This is a genomic window from Acinetobacter sp. YH12043, from assembly GCF_013419915.1.
In the GTDB taxonomy this organism is placed as follows: domain Bacteria; phylum Pseudomonadota; class Gammaproteobacteria; order Pseudomonadales; family Moraxellaceae; genus Acinetobacter.
On sequence record NZ_VOZD01000009.1, the window covers coordinates 38,831 to 56,026 of the forward strand.

Below are 17,196 nucleotides of genomic sequence, written 5' to 3' on the forward strand. Positions count from 1 at the left end.
AGAACGCATCAACAGATCAGCCTGCACGGTGATAAGGATGATTATGGTTGATGCTCATAGCGCGATACAGTTGTTCAATCAGCATTACACGGACTAGCGGATGTGGCAAGGTGAGTTTAGACAGGGACCAATGCCAGGCTGCTGCTTTTCGGACTGCTTCAGAATGGCCATCTGGCCCACCAATCGCCAAAGCAATATCATGACCTTCCAACATCCAGCCTTTCATAGTTTCAGCCAATTTTTCTGTACTAAACTCACGGCCACCGACTTCTAGTGCAATCAGGACTTCATTCTGTTTTAAGGCATTTAAAATACTGTCACCTTCAATATTTCGGTATTTCAGAATATCGGCTTCAGAATCGTTTTTGCCCCGTTTTGCCATTGGCAATTCAACCACCTGAGTCTGTACAAAAGGCTGAATACGTTTGAAATAGTCTTCAAAGCCTGTCAGCACCCAAGCCGGCATTTTCTGGCCGATGGTTAAGATACGGATTTTCATAGAACTGGATCAATAATTAGATACTTCATTATAACGATCAAACAACACGAAGTTGAGCTAGGGAAACAAATTGAAATTGAAATCATGAATTTAATGTTGCTTTAATATCCATAATTCAAGTATCCGCTTGATAATAAAGGAATGGATAATAAGAAATGCGGACCAGTCTCATTATTAAAAGATATTGTACTTTTCTACTAATTATTCTCGGTTTAACCAGTTCAGGCATGAGCTTTGCTGCACCTGCAAATTTTTCCTCCAAACAGGCACAGACAGAACATCTGGAACTGTTTATCAAACAAATTATCAGTGTAGATGAATACCGGAATTTTAAAAATACCAGTGAATTAAACCGGGTCTCAGCATGGCTCAAAGAACAGATGCATCTGCTTGGCATCCCATGTCAGTTCCAAAATTATATCGTAAATAGCCTAAGCTATAGAAATGTGGTATGTCAGCTTAATGCTAAAGCCAAAACCAAACTGGTTATTGGTGCGCATTATGATGTCTTTAGTGATCTGTATGGAGCAGATAACAATGCTTCCGGTGTAGCAGGGGTACTGGAAACAGCTCGATTATTGGCCTTACAAAAGTCAAAACTCAAACATAATATCGAGTTTGCTTTCTATACACTGGAGGAGCCACCCTATTTCAAGACTGAACATATGGGAAGCTATCTACATGCCAAAGCATTAAAGGCCCAGAAACAAAAAGTGAAAGGTGTCATTATTCTGGATTCTATTGGTTATTATGATGAAAATCTGGTGCAGACCTATCCGACAGGATTGAAATGGATCTATCCCCGACATGGAAACTTTATTGCTGCGATTGGACATTTGGCATCGGCCGGTTTGACAGGAGATTACTGTGCGTCCATGCAACGTTTCAAGCGTCTGGACTGTCAGCGTTTTGTCAGTCCGGCATTCGCTCAGGACATGAATTTTTCTGGTTATCTGAATTATGCCAAGTTTAACTATTCAACTATGCTGATTACAGACACAGCGCATTATCGTAATCCTTACTACAATACCGAGCAGGATACCTTAGATAAACTGGATCTGACCAAGATGGCTCAGGTCGTGAATGGCTTGGTCGATATGGTGATTCGTCTTTAAAATTATCCTCGCCTAAATACAAAAACACCCTGCCAGAGCAGGGTGTTTTTCAAAGCCTTTAGGTCTTAATGACGTGCAGCTTTAGCTTCTTCACTTGCTTTCACAATTGGTGGTTTCACCAGTGCTTTCGGCATATCGATCAAAGCCAGAGGTAAAATCTCATCAATCGATTTCACAGCTTTGATTTCTAAGCCTTCTTTTACATTTTCAGGAATTTCCGCAAGGTCGCGAACGTTTTCCTGTGGAATGAACACCAGTTTAATGCCACCACGGTGCGCAGCAAGCAGTTTCTCTTTCAGGCCACCGATACGCATTGCACGGCCACTTAAGCTGGTTTCACCTGTCATCGCAATATCTGGACGAATCGCAATACCAGTGAATGCAGAAACTAGAGCAGTGGTCAGTGCCAAACCTGCAGATGGACCATCTTTCGGAGTCGCACCTTCTGGTAAATGCACGTGCACATCAGTTTCTTCAAAGCGGGAAGCTTCGATACCTAATTCAGCCGCACGGGTACGAACCACAGTCATGGCAGCGGTAATTGATTCTTTCATTACATCACCAAGTGAACCGGTGGTAATGAATTTACCTTTACCGGGTACTGCTGCAACTTCAATAGTCAGTAACTCGCCACCCACTGAAGTCCAAGCCAAGCCATTTACACGGCCGATTTGAGCCTCTTCTTCCGCCATACCGTAGTCAAATTTGTGTGGACCTAAGTAATCTGGAAGATTACCCGCATTCACTTCAACCTGAAGATTTTTAGCTTTCTTGCTAACTGCTTCTTTCACTACCTTACGTGCAATTTTAGACACTTCACGTTCAAGGTTACGAACACCGGCTTCACGAGTATAACGACGCACGATGTCACGAATCGCTTCTTCATGCACAGTCAACTCTTTAGCACGTAAACCATTGTTCTTGATTGCTTTAGGAACAAGGTAACGGTCAGCAATGTTAACTTTCTCTTCTTCGGTATAGCCAGGCAGACGAATCACTTCCATACGGTCCAAGAGGGCTTCAGGAATATTCATGCTGTTGGCAGTACAGATGAACATCACTTCTGACAGGTCAAGGTCCAAATCAAGATAGTGATCATTGAACTTGTTGTTCTGTGATGGATCAAGTACTTCAAGCATCGCAGAAGCTGGATCACCGCGGTAGTCTTGAGCCATCTTGTCAATCTCATCGAGCAAGAACAGCGGATTTTTCACGCCAACTTTGGTCAATGACTGCACGATCTTACCTGGCATCGCACCAATGTAGGTACGACGGTGACCACGAATTTCTGCTTCGTCACGTACACCACCTAGGGCCATACGGACAAACTCACGGCCAGTCGCTTTGGCAATCGATTCACCCAAGGAAGTTTTACCTACACCTGGAGGACCAACTAGACACAGGATTGGACCGCGTAATTTTTTCACGCGAGACTGAACCGCCAGATATTCCACAATACGGTCTTTGACATCGTCCAGACCATAGTGATCGGCATCCAGGATTTCCTGAGCTTTATTCAAGTTAATGCTAACTTTGCTGGCTTTGTTCCATGGCGTATCTAGAATCACTTCTAGATAGTTGCGAACTACCGCAGCTTCGCTAGAGGCTGGTTGCATTGCTTTGAGTTTACGGAACTCAGATTCCGCTTTTTTACGCACATGCTCAGGCAGATCAGCTTCAGCCAGACGTTTTTCGATTTCCGCAACGTCATCTTCCGCACCGCCATTCATATCGGAAAGCTCGCGCTGAATGACTTTCATTTTTTCATTCAGGAAGTATTCACGCTGGTTTTTTTCCATCTGGCGTTTAACAGAGTCATGCAAAGTCTGTTCGATCTGCTGTTCTTCAGACTGTTGCAATAAATAAGTCATCAACTCAGTTAAATGTGCATCGAACTCGTCGTATTCCAGGAATTTCTGTTTCACTTCGATATTCAAAGGAACACGGGTCGCTACGAAGAATAACAATTGCAACAAGTCTTCGATTTTATTCGCAGCTGAAATCAGCTCACGAGCATTACGAAGTTTTGCTTCAGCATACTGAGCGAACAGGGCACGCAGCTCCTGCAAGCGCGTAGCTTGAGTTGTTTCATCGACTGATACAGTCATTGGACTAAGTTCATGCTCAGCAGTCAAATACTCATTTTCATCAATGATGGTTTTGAGCTTGGCACGATACAGTCCCTCAATCAGGACTTTAATACAGTTTTCATCATTTTCGTGATTCACAACTTGCACAATCTTCGCGACAGTACCGTATTGATATAAGTTGTCGTGATCAATTTCTTCTGTAAGCGAATCTTTTTGCGCAACTACAAATACTAGATTGTCACTGTTACGAGCCACATCAACTGCATTGATCGATTTTTCACGACCGACAAATAGCGCAATTTGCATGTGTGGGTACACCACCACATCACGTAGCGCCAAAAGTGGTAATACACTTGGAACCTGAGGCTCTAAGGTTTCTTGATTCATAATAATTTCAGACATGGGCACTCCTAATGAGTGACAACGGTGTTGCCATGTTTTTAATAGTGATGGGTAATTTAAAAATTACAAGGGCTATAGCGACTAAATTGTATAAAAAATGACTAATTATGTGATTTTAAAGTACTTATGTATTTGGAAATACATTGTTTAACGCTTAAAACGTTGTAAAAGTGTAGGCGTAAGCAGGGCATCTAGAGGCTGGTCCCAAACTTCTCGGGTTAAAGGCTGTGGGATCAGCTGAAAGTCATGTGCTAACCCCAGACGAAAAGGACGGTGCGGTGCTGTTGCCAGCGTACGATCATAATAGCCACCACCCATACCAATTCGGGTGCCATATTGATCACAGGCTAATAGTGGCATAACTAAAAGATCTAGTTTTGAGACATGCAGACCACGTGTAGCCATGGGTTCACGCATTCCCAACCGATGATGAGCAAAACGCTGGGAACGATATTGATTCTGGCTGATTTCTACCCAAGTGAGTTGCTGGTTCATATTGCAAATATTGGGGAGATAAACCCGTTTATGATGCTTAAAGCAGTATTCAATCAGCGCCTGAGTCCGAACCTCACCGAAAGCATCCAGATAAACCCCAACAGATTTGCTTGCATGAAATTCTGGCAAAGTCCGAATCATATTCAGGATACGTTGTTGAGTCTGTTTCTGGGTAAATCGAGAGAGTTGACGGCGCTGTTTACGTAGCTGTTTGCGAAGTTCGGAAAGATTCATCGTCGTCATAAATATGGTCTTCAGGATTTTAGGGCATTAGATTAATAAAATGCCATAGCTTAAATAGAGGGTAGCAACATAGCGAGTATTATAGGCATCAGTATGAATTTTTGATTAAATTTTAAAAATAATGAAACATTTATGATGAATTAATCGAACTATATTTAGATCTAGGCAATTTTTTAAAAGACGAAAAAGGTACGAGTATAGGACGCTAAACCAAGAAAAATGCAATGAATTTAAGATTTAGAAAAGAAGATAAATGATGAAATATTTTGAGAAAAATAGAAGCACTCCGAGGATGCCGCTGCATGTCATTACCCTTGAACCCTAAAGTTCAAGGTGGACGAGACGCATACTTGCTGGGTTTCCCATACCGGATGGGCATACACTCTAAATATGCAGAACTCAATCCTAAGATTTAAATATCGGCTCAGGGGAATCTGACCCGCTGGCGAACATCTCAGAGTTAGACTAAGTATAAACGATAATGTTGATGTGGCAACTCTATGCTGTTCGTGAACTGTAAACAGTTTAGTCGAACGACCGAAGTTTAAACAAAAAACTCGATTATTCAGTTAGTTCTTCAACTTCTTCCAAAATAGTTTGTAACAAACGTTCGCAGTGTGCATATTGTTGCAGGGATTTATTCATCGTCAATACTTCCTGCATCAGTTCCAGTGCCACCATAATGATCAGTTTACTTGGTTCCATACGAGGTGCTTTACGGCGAAATTCATCGTATTTTTCATTGAGTAATTGCGCTGCACGTTGTAGTTCATCCTGCTGATCCGCAGTGGAGGCCAGACGGAAACTGTGACCCAATACCTTTAAGTCGATTGCGATTTGTTCACTCATGATGAAGCTTCCTCAGTCACTTCAGTAGGATGGGCCAATTGCTGAATTTCCTGTGCATTTTGATCCTGGGCTGTTCCCAAAATTGCCAGACGTTGAATAATGGCTTCAACTTTAGCTTTGGCATTTTCATTTTTCTGGGTAAGACGTTCAGATTCCTGATTCAGCCGCTGAATTTCCTGCTGGGCATGACGCTGTTCCAGCAATAACTTTTCTTTCAGCACGCGTAACTCATTGCGTTCAGCCAGAATTTCCTGAAAACGGTTCTTTAGATCAGTACAACTTTTTTCCAGACGGCTATAACGATCTGCCAGTGCTGTAGCATCCTGGTTTAAATGCTGAAACTGGTTACGTGATTCTGTCAGTTGCTGATTGAGATTCTGGATTTCTTGTTGTTTTTGCGCAATAAAGCTATTTTTTTGTTCAATTTGAGTTTCATGTTGCACGCTTGAAGCCTCTTGCTTCTCCCGTAAACTGGTATTCTCACTTTCAAGTTGTGCAAGTCGCGTTTTTAAAACGCCAATATGCACTTGTAGACGCTGTAATTCTTCTAACATATCGAGGTCGCACAGTGTTGCAAACAAAGGTAATATATAAAGCAGTATAGAGATTGGATAAACGAATGCAAGACGATATTTCAGGTTGGTCAGAATGGTACCGCAATTTTTCCTCAATTGAAGAAATTTCTAGCCCAAGCGAACTGCATGGTTTGCTTACCGGAATTGTCTGTGTCACTCAGGCACCTTCAAATGATGAATGGGTACAGATTCTAAAAACGCTAGATGTTCCTGAACTGAACCCTGAAACATTAGAATTGTTAACGGGTGAGGCAGAAGACATATTTCATGCGCTGTCTGAAGATGAGCTGGATTATCTGCCATTACTACCAGATGATGAGCATAGCTTGGCTGAACGCGTTCAGGCATTGGCTGACTGGTGTGCAGGCGTAGTGCTTGGTTTCGGTCTGGCTTCAGGGCATATCCGCAATGATGAAATGGAACTGATTGAACATTTACAAGATGTTGCAGCAGTCGAGTTTGAAGATTCTGATGACGATGCCGAAGGCGAAGAAAGCTATCAGGAGCTGTATGAGTTTGTTCGTCTGATTCCGGTAAGCCTGTCCGTCGGCCGTAAGAAATTAGAAGTTGAAGAAACACCTTTATTGCAGAAATTCACGCAAAAAGCACCTACTCCAGCTTCTGCAACTGAAGCGCAATCTGTAGTTGAAATTTTCTCGCCGAAACGTCCGAGTTAAGTTCAAGCGGTTCTAAACACAAATTAAAAAACGGTTCTGAAAACCGGCATATTTTTTGCTGATCCTTCTCATGATGATAGTAAATTAATCTGACCTGTTTTCAGGAACAAATTTTAAATAACAGTAGCAATTGATAAGAAGTAAGGTGTAATGAAGAAACTGACTCAAGCCGATTTTCAGGAACGTCGTGACATCCTCGCAGGGGAAATGGGATTACGTAGTATCGCGATTATTGCCACCAGCCCGGTTGCCCTGCGTAACCGTGATGCAGATTATAAATACCGCGCGGACAGCAGTTTCTTTTACCTGACCGGATTTGCTGAGCCTGAAGCAGTTGCAGTCATTGAAACTTTCGATACTGAAGAAGAAGGCTATACCTATAGCCTGTTCTGCCGTGAACGTGATCGTGAAATGGAAATCTGGAACGGCTACCGTGCCGGAGTAGATGGCGCCGTTGATGATTATGAAGCAGACGAAGCTTATGCGATTGATCTACTGGATGAGGAAATCCTCACCAAGCTTCAGAACAAAGACAAGCTTTTCTACCGGATTGGACACAATTCCGAATTTGATGCACGTGTAGCCAAATGGATCGTAACAGCCAGTGGTGAAAGCCGCCGTGGTACTTCTGCACCGGCACAGATCATGCAGCTGGATCGTATCATTGATGAAATGCGTCTGCATAAAGATGAAAATGAAATTGAACTGATGCAGCTTGCATCAGATATTTCTGCAGAAGCGCATACACTGGCTATGCAGAAAGTTCGTCCAGGCATGATGGAATATGCTTTAGAAGCAGAATTAAATTATGTTTTTGGTAAAAATGGCTGTGTACCATCGTACAACAGTATTGTTGGTGGCGGTGAAAATGCCTGTATTCTGCATTATGTAGAGAATGACAAAGAACTGAAAGATGGTGATCTGGTTCTGATTGATGCTGCATGTGAATATCAGTTTTATGCTTCGGACATTACCCGTACTTTCCCGGTGAATGGTAAATTCAGTCCGGAACAAAAAGCTTTATATAATGTCGTACTGGATGCACAGATTGCTGCCATCAATGCAGTTCAAATCGGGAACTCTTATAAAGAGCCGCATAATGTGGCGGTTCGCATTCTGGTTCAAGGTTTACTTGATCTGGGGATTATGCAGGGAGATCTTGAAGAAATTATCCAGACGGAAAGTTTCCGCCAGTTCTATATGCACGGTACTGGACATTGGCTGGGTATGGATGTACATGATGTAGGTACTTATAAAGCCAACGGTGAATGGCGTGCATATGAAGAAGGTATGGTCGTGACAGTTGAGCCGGGTCTTTATATTGCGCCAGATGATGAAACTGTAGATGTTAAATGGCGTGGTATCGGAATCCGGATTGAAGATGATGTGGTTGCTACCAAAAATGGCCCACTAGTGCTAACTGCAAAAGTTGTGAAAACCGTGGAAGATATTGAAGCCTTAATGGCCAAAGCCCATGCTGCTTAAATGAAAGATATAAAAAAGCCGGTGATCTCACCGGCTTTTTTATATAGTAGAAAGTTAAAAATGTATTCGTGAATGATAGTAATTTTTTAATTTATTGATATTAAAATGAATATTTATAAAATTTTAAGAAAAAATGGATTAATTTCTTAGGCAATAAGTTATCCAATGGCTACATAAAACAAAGATACTATCAAGAAACATGCAAGACTTTTACTTACGTTAATCGCGACTTATTCAAATAAAATTAACTTTGTTAAAATTGAGAATTATAAGATGACAGGAATTCAACACAGCAATTGAGTTTTTAGCATCAAAGCAACATATTAATTCCGATTTCGTTCTCATACTTGACCTGTTCCTTAAATAAACTCAAAGAAGAGCAGGAGAAAAATGATGAGACTAAATACGCTTGACTGGATTGCTTATGCTTTAGCGATTATTGGTGGCATCAACTGGGGTCTGGTTGGTGCATTTAACTTTGATTTAGTCGCTGCCATCTTTGGTGAAATGAGTGCACTATCTCGAATTATCTATGTATTGGTTGGTTTGTCTGCCTTGTATCTGATCTATACTGGTACAAAATTGGGTCGACGCGATGTACATCATGAGTCTCAAGCTCGAGTAGTACGTTAACTGACTAAAAATTAATTGAAGTCATTGATATTTTTTTAATTAACTGATTTCTATAACAGATTAGTTAATCTAAAAGATATAAAGGACATTTAACAGAAACGGAGCTTAAGCTCCGTTTTTAGTATTTAAATTTTTGATAATGCCTAAAGAGATCAAAAAATATCTATAAGTTTTTTCTATCGACCGGATAAAAATACCTAAAGAAGTTAAATGGTTCTTTGCCTAATTTAATTAACCTTTTTTCTAAAACTAGATACGTAATAGAGCCTGCCAAGATCGAAGAGGTAATAAGTATAGAGCTAAATAGGTAAGGGTTTAATATATTGAGTTTATTTAAAACCATAGCAACTGGGCTTAAAGTAAAAGGATGAATCAAATATAAAGAGTAAGATGAATCTCCAAGATGATTAAAGAATCTTAAAATTAGTGATTTAGTTTCTGTGATTAAGTCTTCTAAAGCTACGCATCCAACAAAAATGAAAAACATTGGGATCCCGATTTTTAATGATCTCAAGGTGATGAAATCAGGTAGTTTATAAAAGTTTTGATAGGCTAATAGGGAAGCACCGACAAGAATCATAAATAAAGACATTAATCGGGAAAGACTAGTATTTTTTATAATGATAAATGCCAGAACGCCTAAAGCGAATTCAAGCAAAAGATTATGGGTTAAAAACATCAGAAATTCAGATTTTGGTTGGAGTATTAAACCTATAGCCACAACAACTGAAAAATATAGAATGATAAAAAGATATTTATATAAGTCTTTTAATAAAAAGATTAGGAAAAAAGAAAATATAAAATAATAATAAAATTCGTAGCTTAAAGTCCATCCATTATTAATTAAAAATTTACTGCCATTCGGAATTAAAAAGAAAGATTCGAAAATTCCTGTTTCACCACCGGATGAATTTATAAGATTTGGAGAAATCAGAAATACGATTAAAGCAAAAAAACTGAGAACCCAATAAAGAGGAATGATTCGGATGAATCGGTTTCTCATGAAATTTAGAAAATTAACTTTTTTATTATATGTTGTATAACACATAATAAAGCCAGATATTATGAAAAATAAATCAACGCCAGAACCACCTATGTGATACCACTGAAGCGTATCAACACTGTATTGTTGTCCTTTAAAGGAGGTATGACTTATAACTACCATTAAGGCAGCAATCCCCCTAAGAAATTGCACTGAATAAAGCATAGTTATTATTTTATTAAAGTATTTAATTTAAACTACCATACTCAATGTTTGTCTAACAAATATACCTAGTGAAAGACCGTGAATATTACTAATTATTTAATCTAAAATCATTACGGTTGGTTTTATATAAAAGTAGCCGTATTTTATGGGAACTCAAATATTCACTAGAGTTTAGAAACTGGTAAAAAATGAATTTTTTATTAATTATTATTATTTATTAACCGGCTTAAAATATGTTTCAAAATTTTAATAAAAAGTAAAAGTACTCAGCTTAATAAAAGAAATTCCAGAAACCATTGATGAATTAATTCAAAGATCACGTATACATTATTAACTTCACACCAAAATTTGGGAATTTTCTATAAGTAGATGAAAGATATAGGTAGTAGTGATTGCTAAGATTTCTGTTTAGAAACTTCAGTATCATCTTCAAATTTTTAATCATTAAATAATAAAAAACCCCGGCATCCTGCCGGGGTTTTTCGTATTGGTTAGCTTGGTATAACTCCTGTCGTACCTTACTGTCCTTGTGCTTATCTATTGTTATTCTTATGTGGAACTCCCTGTTCCTGATGTAATCATCATATGAAAATTCATTTAACTAAAATAGGGGTAAAGGACTTGAATAGCTGTAAGTCAAAGAGTACAAGATTGATTATTAAATAAGCATGTTTTTGTATCATTTAGAAACGCAGATTCAAATCCCAAGTGCAACACATTTGTAGTTAGTTGAAAAAGTTAGGTGTATTCATAGAATCATTAGACTTTTTCAACTCGCAATTGGAAAGCACACAATGAAGAAATACACCCAACTTTCTCAAGATGAAAGATACGAAATTTATGCTACTTTGAAAAGTAAAAGTTCAATCGCTACCCTTGCTCGGGAATTAGGACGTTCACGATCAACCATCTACCGTGAATTAAAAAGAAATACTGGGCAACGTGGATATAGAGCTCAACAGGCAGCTAAATTTGCAAGTCAAAGACAGTACCGTCCTTCATCATCAATGACAGCATTTGCCTTCGCTTATATTGATTATTTGATTGGTTTGGACTGGTCACCCGAACAAATTTCAGGTGCTTTAACACAACGCGGTTGGCTGGATGTACCTTCACATGAGTGGATTTACCAGTACATTTATCAAGATAAATCAAAAGGCGGTAAACTTCATCTACATTTAAGGCATCAGAAGAAATATCGAAAACGCGGTTACAAAAACACGGATCGTAGGGGTCAAATCATTGATAAAACAAGTATTCACTGCCGAGACTAGGTCATTGATCAACGACAACGTTTAGGAGATTTCGAAGGTGACACGGTGATTGGTAAACATCATAAAGGTGCTTTATTGACTCTCGTTGATCGAAAGAGCCTGTATGTACATATTGTTCATTTAGGGCCAATAAGAGCATCCTCTCAAACGATTACTTGTGCATTAGATCGTTTACAAATGAGCCATGCTTATAGTGTGACATTTGATAATGGCAAAGAATTTTCCGAACACAAAAGAATTACTGATGCTGGCATAGAGACGTATTTTGCTGATCCTTACAAGTCTATTCAGCGAGCTAGAAATGAAAATACGAATGGTTTAATCCGTCAATATCTACCAAAATCATCATCGTTTGATGGCGTGTCAAACGAACAAATAGAGCAGATAGAATTTGCACTCAACCATCGTCCTAGAAAAACACTAGGTTGGTATACACCGAGTGAAGTTATGGCTGGTTTTTATACTGTTGCACTTGCCGCTTGAATCCGCCAAATTAAAAACAATTACCTTTTAAAAATATTATAAGAAGAGAGGTGTAAGAAAGTACATACTTAATAAGTTGCTTGAGCTCGACTTAGACTGTCGTTTCTAAATTAAACATCGCGACTTTAATCCGTTCCTTCATCTTTGCTATCGTATTCGTAGCACTTGCACTATTGATTGAGAACAAATCGCTGATTTACATTTTTGCTGGCTTGCTGATGTTCTGGCAAAGATAACTGGTGCTCAAATTACATGAGCATTTAGAAAGTAAAAAACTGATACTTGATGGCAGATCTCAAATAGCAAAATTTTGAAGCTTTTTAATATAGAAATATTTGGAAAATGCGTGTTAAAAGCAAGTAGCTGAATTTATATAAAAATTTATTTTATTTTTCAAGTTATTTTACTATTCGATAAATTATTTTGTATCTAATCATAGAAAATTTTTATAAAATCAGTTATATATATTAAACAGAAAAATATTGAGTAATGTACATAATCTAAAATATTGAGGTAGACAATGAGCGACGCAAGACTTTTATATGTTAGTAAGTTGTATGATTGCGAAGATCCAATGAATGATCTATTCAATATTCTGACAGAAGCGTTGAATTTCAATTCACGTAATGCGATTTTTGGGGCTCTGTATTATGGAAATGGTTACTTTGTTCAATGTCTGGAAGGAGATAGGAACAAGATTGAAGATCTGTTCTATAAAAAAATCTTGAAAGATCCTCGACATAAAAATTGTGAAGTTCTGTATTTTGAAGATGTGAATGACCGTCTCTTCTCAGACTGGCATATGAAATATGCCAATATCCATCAGGATATTCTTGGATTCTTTGCCGAACATAATCTGGATGAATTCAATCCTTATACCTTGAATGCCGAGACCATTCCTCAATTTATACAGATATTGGCAAGTTTGAATGACCATGCCTATACATTGAAAGCAAGTTAATCCTTACATCATCATGCGATATAAGCTAAAGCTACGTATCGCATGATTTTTTAAAATGAGTATTTACTTTAAATAAGTTAAATAAAAAATATTATATAAATTCAAAAACATAAATATTGTTAATTCAAAAAATTATATCCAGATCCCATCTTCATCATTTCATACCAAGCCAAGCTTTTAAACCTAACAATCAGTGCCAAAATTCTTCTGCTTTTTATCAGGCAGATGATACTTCTGTATTTTGAAAAATTTAAGTAGGACGTTGAGGTGAGCTATAAATTAACCACAAGCAGACTTCGCTTCGAAACCGCAACCTAATTTATTATAAAAAAGAAATTTTTTAGGCTAATATAAAATTCATCATGATTATAAGTATCTATATATAGGTACGCCATTGAAAGGATTACAGCATGCAACAAGAAGTCATCATTGTCGGTGGTGGTATGGTCGGCTTGAGTCTCGCGCTGATGTTGGCCAAAACCAATATTGCAGTCAAACTTTTGGAAGCGATCAAATATCCAGATTATGATGATGTAAATCTTGCACCCTATCATTCCAGTTTTGATGCACGTAATAGTGCCTTATCACGCCGTAGTGTACAGATTTATCAGGAACTTGGGCTTTGGGATGCCTTGCAGGAACATGCAACTCCGATTCTTGAAGTGAATATTACTGAGCAGGGCAGTTTTGGTAAGGCGCGCTTAATTGCAGAACAGGAAAAAGTCGAAAGTTTTGGTCAGGTCATTGAAAATGCCTGGCTAGGTCGTGTGCTATTAACTCAAGTCAAAAAAGAACCTTTAATTGAACTGATTGATGAGGTTCAGGTCAGCTCTCTGACTCAAGATGCTGAGTTTGCTTATCTTGAAGCACAACGTGGTGATGCTTTATTGAAACTCCAATCCAAACTGGTGATTGCTGCTGATGGGCGTGATTCTTTCTGTCGTAAAGCGCTCGGTATTGAGGCTTCAGAACATGACTATGATCAGGTCGCCATTGTCACTACCGTTCAAACTTCTAAGCCACATAATCATGTTGGCTTTGAACGGTTTAGCCACTTAGGCCCATTAGCCTTATTACCACTTCCAGGTGAATATCGTCGTTCTGTAGTCTGGCCTGTGAAAAAAGGAACGGAAGGAGAATGGCTGGGTGAAGAAAATGACCAGCATTTCCTGAACGCCTTACAAGAAACCTATGGCGATCGTGCCGGTAAATTCCAGAAAACAGGTAAGCGCTTCAGTTTTCCATTGTCCCAAGTATTAGCAGAAAAACAGGCTGTGGGCCGCGTGGTCTTGATGGGTAATGCTGCACATACAATTCATCCAGTAGCGGGTCAGGGTTTTAACCTGTGTATGCGAGATGCGCATGTATTGGTGCGCTACCTGAAAGAACAGCAGTCACAAGGTGCAGACTTAGGTGATGCAGCAGTATTACAGGATTATGAAAAATCCCGTTTGAATGACCAGCAAAGAGTGATTAAGTTCTGTGATTCAGTCGTACGTGGATTTAGTAACCAGAATCCATTCTTGAAACTGATCCGTAATACCGGACTGATTGCTTTTGATACCATTCCTGGTATCAAGCCACTGGTCGCTAACTATGCCATGGGGTTAAAAGCATGAGTCTGAATCCAAGTTCTGATGTATTAGATGTCGTGATTGTTGGTGGCGGTCTGGTAGGCGGTCTAACGGCTTTATTACTCGCTCAAGGTGGTGTGCAAGCGACTGTTCTGGATGCTGCGCCTATTCTGGATGCAGACAAAACTTTAAGTGTAGCCAATCCGCGGGTTTTGGCGCTAAGTCAGGCGACTATTCATTTATTAAAAACCGTAGGTGTGTGGGAAAAACTTGCACGCCAGCAGCCATATACTGGAATGCAGGTCTGGAATAAAAATGGCTATGGTGAAATTAACTTTGGTCATTCTTCAGAAAGAACACCTTCTGTAGAGCAGGCGCTAGGCTCAATGGTGGAACCGAGTATTCTGAATCTGGCCATCCAGCAAAAGATGCTTGAAGAGGTGCAAGATTACCGCACACAGGTCAAAGTTAACCGGGTTGAACGTGGAGTAGATGTTTGGATCATTCATCTGGCAGATGGCACCCAGCTCAAAACTAAGTTGGTCATTGGCGCAGATGGCGCGAACTCCTTTGTGCGCGAGCAAGCCTTTATCGATATCGATGTACTGGACTATAAACAGGCCGGAATCAGCTGCGCAATTAGAACAGCCCAGCCACATCAGCATGTGGCCCGTCAGATTTTTCTGGAAACTGGTCCTTTGGCTTATCTGCCAATGGCGAGTCTTAAAGAAGAAGAGCAAGGCCACTGGCAATCCATAGTCTGGACATTACCTGATGATTATGCCGATGAGTATGCAGCGCTATCAGATGCTGACTTCACTCAACTATTGACCCGTGAAAGCTATCATATGCTGGGTGAAGTGCTGGAAGCGACAGCACGAGCGAAATTCCCACTCAAAGCTCGTGCTGCACAGCAGTATGTACAAGATGGCTTGGCACTAATTGGTGACGCTGCGCATGTGATTCATCCGCTCGCTGGACAAGGGGTTAATATCGGCTGTCTGGATGCTGCCGTACTCTGTGACGTGTTGCTGCATGACAAAGCGCGTGGAGTGTGGGCCCATGAACAGACCTTGAAACGTTATGAGCATCGCCGTAAAGGCCAGAATGATGCGATGATGCATAGCATGTCGGCGATTGGCTGGATGGAAACTACAGAGCTTTTCCCAGTGGTGTGGGCACGTAATTTCGGGCTGAAACAGGTCGAGCAACAGACAGTCCTGAAAGATGCATTTATGGCTCAGGCGAATGGTTTAAGTTTACTCAAAGATACACGTTATTCAGCCTAGCGGCCGAATGTAAATTTTTTAAACAAACATCTATAAAGAGTAACCATTTTGTTTAAAAAAGATACGATTTTTTGAAAATTAGGGCTAGGCGAAGACCAAAGAGATTGCTAAATTTCAGTTAATTTAAAGCTTGGTTTAATAGATAAAAGCGAAGCCATTTGTGGGGAGAGCAAAATGACAGACGTAAATGATTATGATGATGTAGAAGATCCTGTAATCGACGACGATGAAGCAAAAGCAGCAGAAAAAGGTGCTGCAAGTAGCGAAGAAGTTGTGAATGATACAGACGTATTAGAAGCTGAAACTTTAACTGTAACTGCTAAGCAGAAAAAACGTCAGGCACTTGAAGATGAAATTGCGGCTTTCCTGGCAAGCGGTGGCCGTATTACTGAAGTTCCAGCTGATGAATCCGTTGCAAGAGAATAATTGCACTCAATATTATTAAATAAAAAAACACCACATTGATTGTGGTGTTTTTTATGGGTAAAGAAAAATTAATCGTTGGCAGAGGTTAGTTCCAAAGCACGTTGATAGGCGATTTTTTTCTTAATCCCGGTCAAATCAGCAGCCAGCTGTGAAGCTGCTTTGACAGACAGGTCTTGTAATAAACGCAGTAACAATTTATCCAGTTTTTCCTGATCCAGATCTTTTTCTTCGATAGAACCGCCAATCACCAGTACGATTTCACCTTTTTGCTGGTTATGATCATTGGCAACAAATTCAACCAGTTCACCCAGTGTCATTTTCTTGATGGTTTCAAAGGTCTTGGTAATTTCACGGGCAAAACCGACAGGACGCTCTGCACCGAATACCGCTGCCAGATCTTTGACACATTCCAAAATGCGGTGCGGCGCTTCATAGAAAATTAAGGTCTGGGTTTCATCTTTCAGTTTTTCCAGAGTCAAGAGCCGCTGGCTTTGTTTAGACGGCAAAAAACCTTCAAAGCTGAAACGGTCACTTGGTAAACCTACTGCGCTTAAAGCGGCAATTGCAGCACATGCACCCGGTACAGGAACCACATGAATATTATGTTCTTGGGCAGCACGGACAAACTTGAATCCTGGATCGCTAATCAGTGGCGTGCCTGCATCACTGATCAATGCCATATCTTCACCATTGAGCAGGCGTTGAATCAACTGATCAATCTTGTTGCTTTCATTATGTTCATGACAGGCTGTCAAAGGTGTTTGAATATTAAAGTGTTTAAGTAATTGTGCAGAAGTTCGTGTATCCTCAGCTGCAATAAGACTCACCGATTTCAATACATTAATTGCACGATAACTAATATCATCTAAGTGCCCGATTGGAGTCGCAACAACAAATAACTGAGCACTCATAGGTTTCT

General features: G+C 39.7%; 15 protein-coding genes, 1 other RNA gene and 1 pseudogene. 9 read left to right on the plus strand and 8 right to left on the minus strand.

All coding sequences use genetic code 11. From position 1 onward, the window contains the following. Positions 1-16: 16 nt before the first annotated feature. Positions 17-499: a 23S rRNA (pseudouridine(1915)-N(3))-methyltransferase RlmH gene (gene rlmH, locus FTU01_RS05985; RefSeq protein ID WP_004782895.1), complete on the minus strand. Its 483-nt coding sequence runs from the start codon at positions 497-499 to the stop codon at positions 17-19. 155 nt (positions 500-654) lie between these two features. On the opposite strand from rlmH, the gene FTU01_RS05990 reads away from it, so the two are divergent. Further along, complete coding sequence (locus tag FTU01_RS05990) at positions 655-1,614, plus strand: M28 family peptidase (protein ID WP_180138503.1); 960 nt, start codon at positions 655-657, stop codon at positions 1,612-1,614. A 65-nt stretch (positions 1,615-1,679) separates the two neighbouring features. Here FTU01_RS05990 and lon read toward each other — a convergent pair whose 3' ends face one another. The 5 genes from lon to FTU01_RS06015 all read right to left on the minus strand — a co-directional run bounded on the left by lon (position 1,680) and on the right by FTU01_RS06015 (position 6,247). Continuing rightward, complete coding sequence (gene lon / locus FTU01_RS05995; protein ID WP_180138504.1) at positions 1,680-4,106, minus strand: endopeptidase La; 2,427 nt, start codon at positions 4,104-4,106, stop codon at positions 1,680-1,682. Positions 4,107-4,253: 147 nt separating this feature from the next. Next, positions 4,254-4,835 carry a 5-formyltetrahydrofolate cyclo-ligase gene (locus FTU01_RS06000; protein ID WP_159123362.1) on the minus strand — a complete coding sequence of 194 codons (582 nt, stop codon included), beginning with the start codon at positions 4,833-4,835 and terminating at the stop codon, positions 4,254-4,256. A 288-nt stretch (positions 4,836-5,123) separates the two neighbouring features. Next, positions 5,124-5,308, minus strand: a non-coding RNA gene (ssrS, locus tag FTU01_RS06005) — 6S RNA. A 97-nt stretch (positions 5,309-5,405) separates the two neighbouring features. Then, positions 5,406-5,693 (minus strand): cell division protein ZapA, encoded by a 288-nt coding sequence (locus FTU01_RS06010; RefSeq protein WP_005234746.1) that lies wholly within the window; start codon positions 5,691-5,693, stop codon positions 5,406-5,408. Beyond that, entirely contained in the window at positions 5,690-6,247 is a 558-nt protein-coding gene (locus FTU01_RS06015; RefSeq protein WP_004782884.1) for a hypothetical protein, read from the minus strand. Before FTU01_RS06015 ends, FTU01_RS06010 begins: the two co-directional genes overlap by 4 nt. A 65-nt stretch (positions 6,248-6,312) precedes the next feature. On the opposite strand from FTU01_RS06015, the gene FTU01_RS06020 reads away from it, so the two are divergent. The 3 genes from FTU01_RS06020 to FTU01_RS06030 all read left to right on the plus strand — a co-directional run bounded on the left by FTU01_RS06020 (position 6,313) and on the right by FTU01_RS06030 (position 9,063). Beyond that, entirely contained in the window at positions 6,313-6,945 is a 633-nt protein-coding gene (locus tag FTU01_RS06020; RefSeq protein WP_179992083.1) for a UPF0149 family protein, read from the plus strand. A gap of 150 nt (positions 6,946-7,095) precedes the next feature. Beyond that, positions 7,096-8,430: a Xaa-Pro aminopeptidase gene (gene pepP, locus FTU01_RS06025; RefSeq protein ID WP_180138505.1), complete on the plus strand. Its 1,335-nt coding sequence runs from the start codon at positions 7,096-7,098 to the stop codon at positions 8,428-8,430. A gap of 393 nt (positions 8,431-8,823) precedes the next feature. Beyond that, positions 8,824-9,063, plus strand: a complete 240-nt coding sequence (locus tag FTU01_RS06030) for a DUF378 domain-containing protein (RefSeq protein WP_034703714.1) — start codon at positions 8,824-8,826, stop codon at positions 9,061-9,063. Positions 9,064-9,226: 163 nt separating this feature from the next. On the opposite strand, the gene FTU01_RS06035 is transcribed toward FTU01_RS06030, so the two are convergent. After that, positions 9,227-10,270 carry an acyltransferase gene (locus FTU01_RS06035; protein ID WP_257220283.1) on the minus strand — a complete coding sequence of 348 codons (1,044 nt, stop codon included), beginning with the start codon at positions 10,268-10,270 and terminating at the stop codon, positions 9,227-9,229. A gap of 794 nt (positions 10,271-11,064) precedes the next feature. Here FTU01_RS06035 and FTU01_RS06040 point away from each other — a divergent pair. The 5 genes and pseudogenes from FTU01_RS06040 (at position 11,065) to FTU01_RS06060 (ending at position 16,277) form a co-directional block, all read left to right on the plus strand. Continuing rightward, positions 11,065-12,027 (plus strand): annotated as a pseudogene (locus tag FTU01_RS06040) (IS30 family transposase). A gap of 520 nt (positions 12,028-12,547) precedes the next feature. After that, positions 12,548-12,988, plus strand: coding sequence for a BLUF domain-containing protein (locus FTU01_RS06045; protein ID WP_004782875.1), 441 nt, complete (start codon positions 12,548-12,550; stop codon positions 12,986-12,988). Between the two features lie 410 nt (positions 12,989-13,398). Next, a complete protein-coding gene (gene ubiH / locus FTU01_RS06050) occupies positions 13,399-14,607 on the plus strand; it encodes a 2-octaprenyl-6-methoxyphenyl hydroxylase (protein WP_180138506.1) in 1,209 nt (402 codons plus the stop codon). Continuing rightward, entirely contained in the window at positions 14,604-15,851 is a 1,248-nt protein-coding gene (locus FTU01_RS06055) for an FAD-dependent monooxygenase (RefSeq protein ID WP_166138271.1), read from the plus strand. The genes ubiH and FTU01_RS06055 overlap by 4 nt, the downstream gene beginning before the upstream one ends. Positions 15,852-16,025: 174 nt before the next feature. Beyond that, positions 16,026-16,277 (plus strand): hypothetical protein, encoded by a 252-nt coding sequence (locus FTU01_RS06060; protein WP_004782870.1) that lies wholly within the window; start codon positions 16,026-16,028, stop codon positions 16,275-16,277. Positions 16,278-16,345: 68 nt separating this feature from the next. Here FTU01_RS06060 and rsmI read toward each other — a convergent pair whose 3' ends face one another. Beyond that, on the minus strand, positions 16,346-17,188 hold the full coding sequence (rsmI, locus tag FTU01_RS06065; protein ID WP_180016844.1) for a 16S rRNA (cytidine(1402)-2'-O)-methyltransferase: 843 nt from the start codon (positions 17,186-17,188) through the stop codon (positions 16,346-16,348). Positions 17,189-17,196: the final 8 nt, after the last annotated feature.

Bases quoted from the DNA above. Each gene is read 5' to 3' on its own strand.
- rlmH (WP_004782895.1), bottom strand. From the start codon at position 499: ATGAAAATCCGTATCTTAACCATCGGCCAGAAAATGCCGGCTTGGGTG.
- FTU01_RS06020 (WP_179992083.1), top strand. From the start codon at position 6,313: ATGCAAGACGATATTTCAGGTTGGTCAGAATGGTACCGCAATTTTTCC.
- FTU01_RS06015 (WP_004782884.1), bottom strand. From the start codon at position 6,247: ATGTTAGAAGAATTACAGCGTCTACAAGTGCATATTGGCGTTTTAAAA.
- FTU01_RS06030 (WP_034703714.1), top strand. From the start codon at position 8,824: ATGAGACTAAATACGCTTGACTGGATTGCTTATGCTTTAGCGATTATT.
- FTU01_RS06010 (WP_005234746.1), bottom strand. From the start codon at position 5,693: ATGAGTGAACAAATCGCAATCGACTTAAAGGTATTGGGTCACAGTTTC.
- pepP (WP_180138505.1), top strand. From the start codon at position 7,096: ATGAAGAAACTGACTCAAGCCGATTTTCAGGAACGTCGTGACATCCTC.
- ubiH (WP_180138506.1), top strand. From the start codon at position 13,399: ATGCAACAAGAAGTCATCATTGTCGGTGGTGGTATGGTCGGCTTGAGT.
- FTU01_RS06045 (WP_004782875.1), top strand. From the start codon at position 12,548: ATGAGCGACGCAAGACTTTTATATGTTAGTAAGTTGTATGATTGCGAA.
- FTU01_RS06060 (WP_004782870.1), top strand. From the start codon at position 16,026: ATGACAGACGTAAATGATTATGATGATGTAGAAGATCCTGTAATCGAC.
- FTU01_RS06055 (WP_166138271.1), top strand. From the start codon at position 14,604: ATGAGTCTGAATCCAAGTTCTGATGTATTAGATGTCGTGATTGTTGGT.
- lon (WP_180138504.1), bottom strand. From the start codon at position 4,106: ATGTCTGAAATTATTATGAATCAAGAAACCTTAGAGCCTCAGGTTCCA.
- FTU01_RS05990 (WP_180138503.1), top strand. From the start codon at position 655: ATGCGGACCAGTCTCATTATTAAAAGATATTGTACTTTTCTACTAATT.
- FTU01_RS06035 (WP_257220283.1), bottom strand. From the start codon at position 10,270: ATGCTTTATTCAGTGCAATTTCTTAGGGGGATTGCTGCCTTAATGGTA.
- rsmI (WP_180016844.1), bottom strand. From the start codon at position 17,188: ATGAGTGCTCAGTTATTTGTTGTTGCGACTCCAATCGGGCACTTAGAT.
- FTU01_RS06000 (WP_159123362.1), bottom strand. From the start codon at position 4,835: ATGAATCTTTCCGAACTTCGCAAACAGCTACGTAAACAGCGCCGTCAA.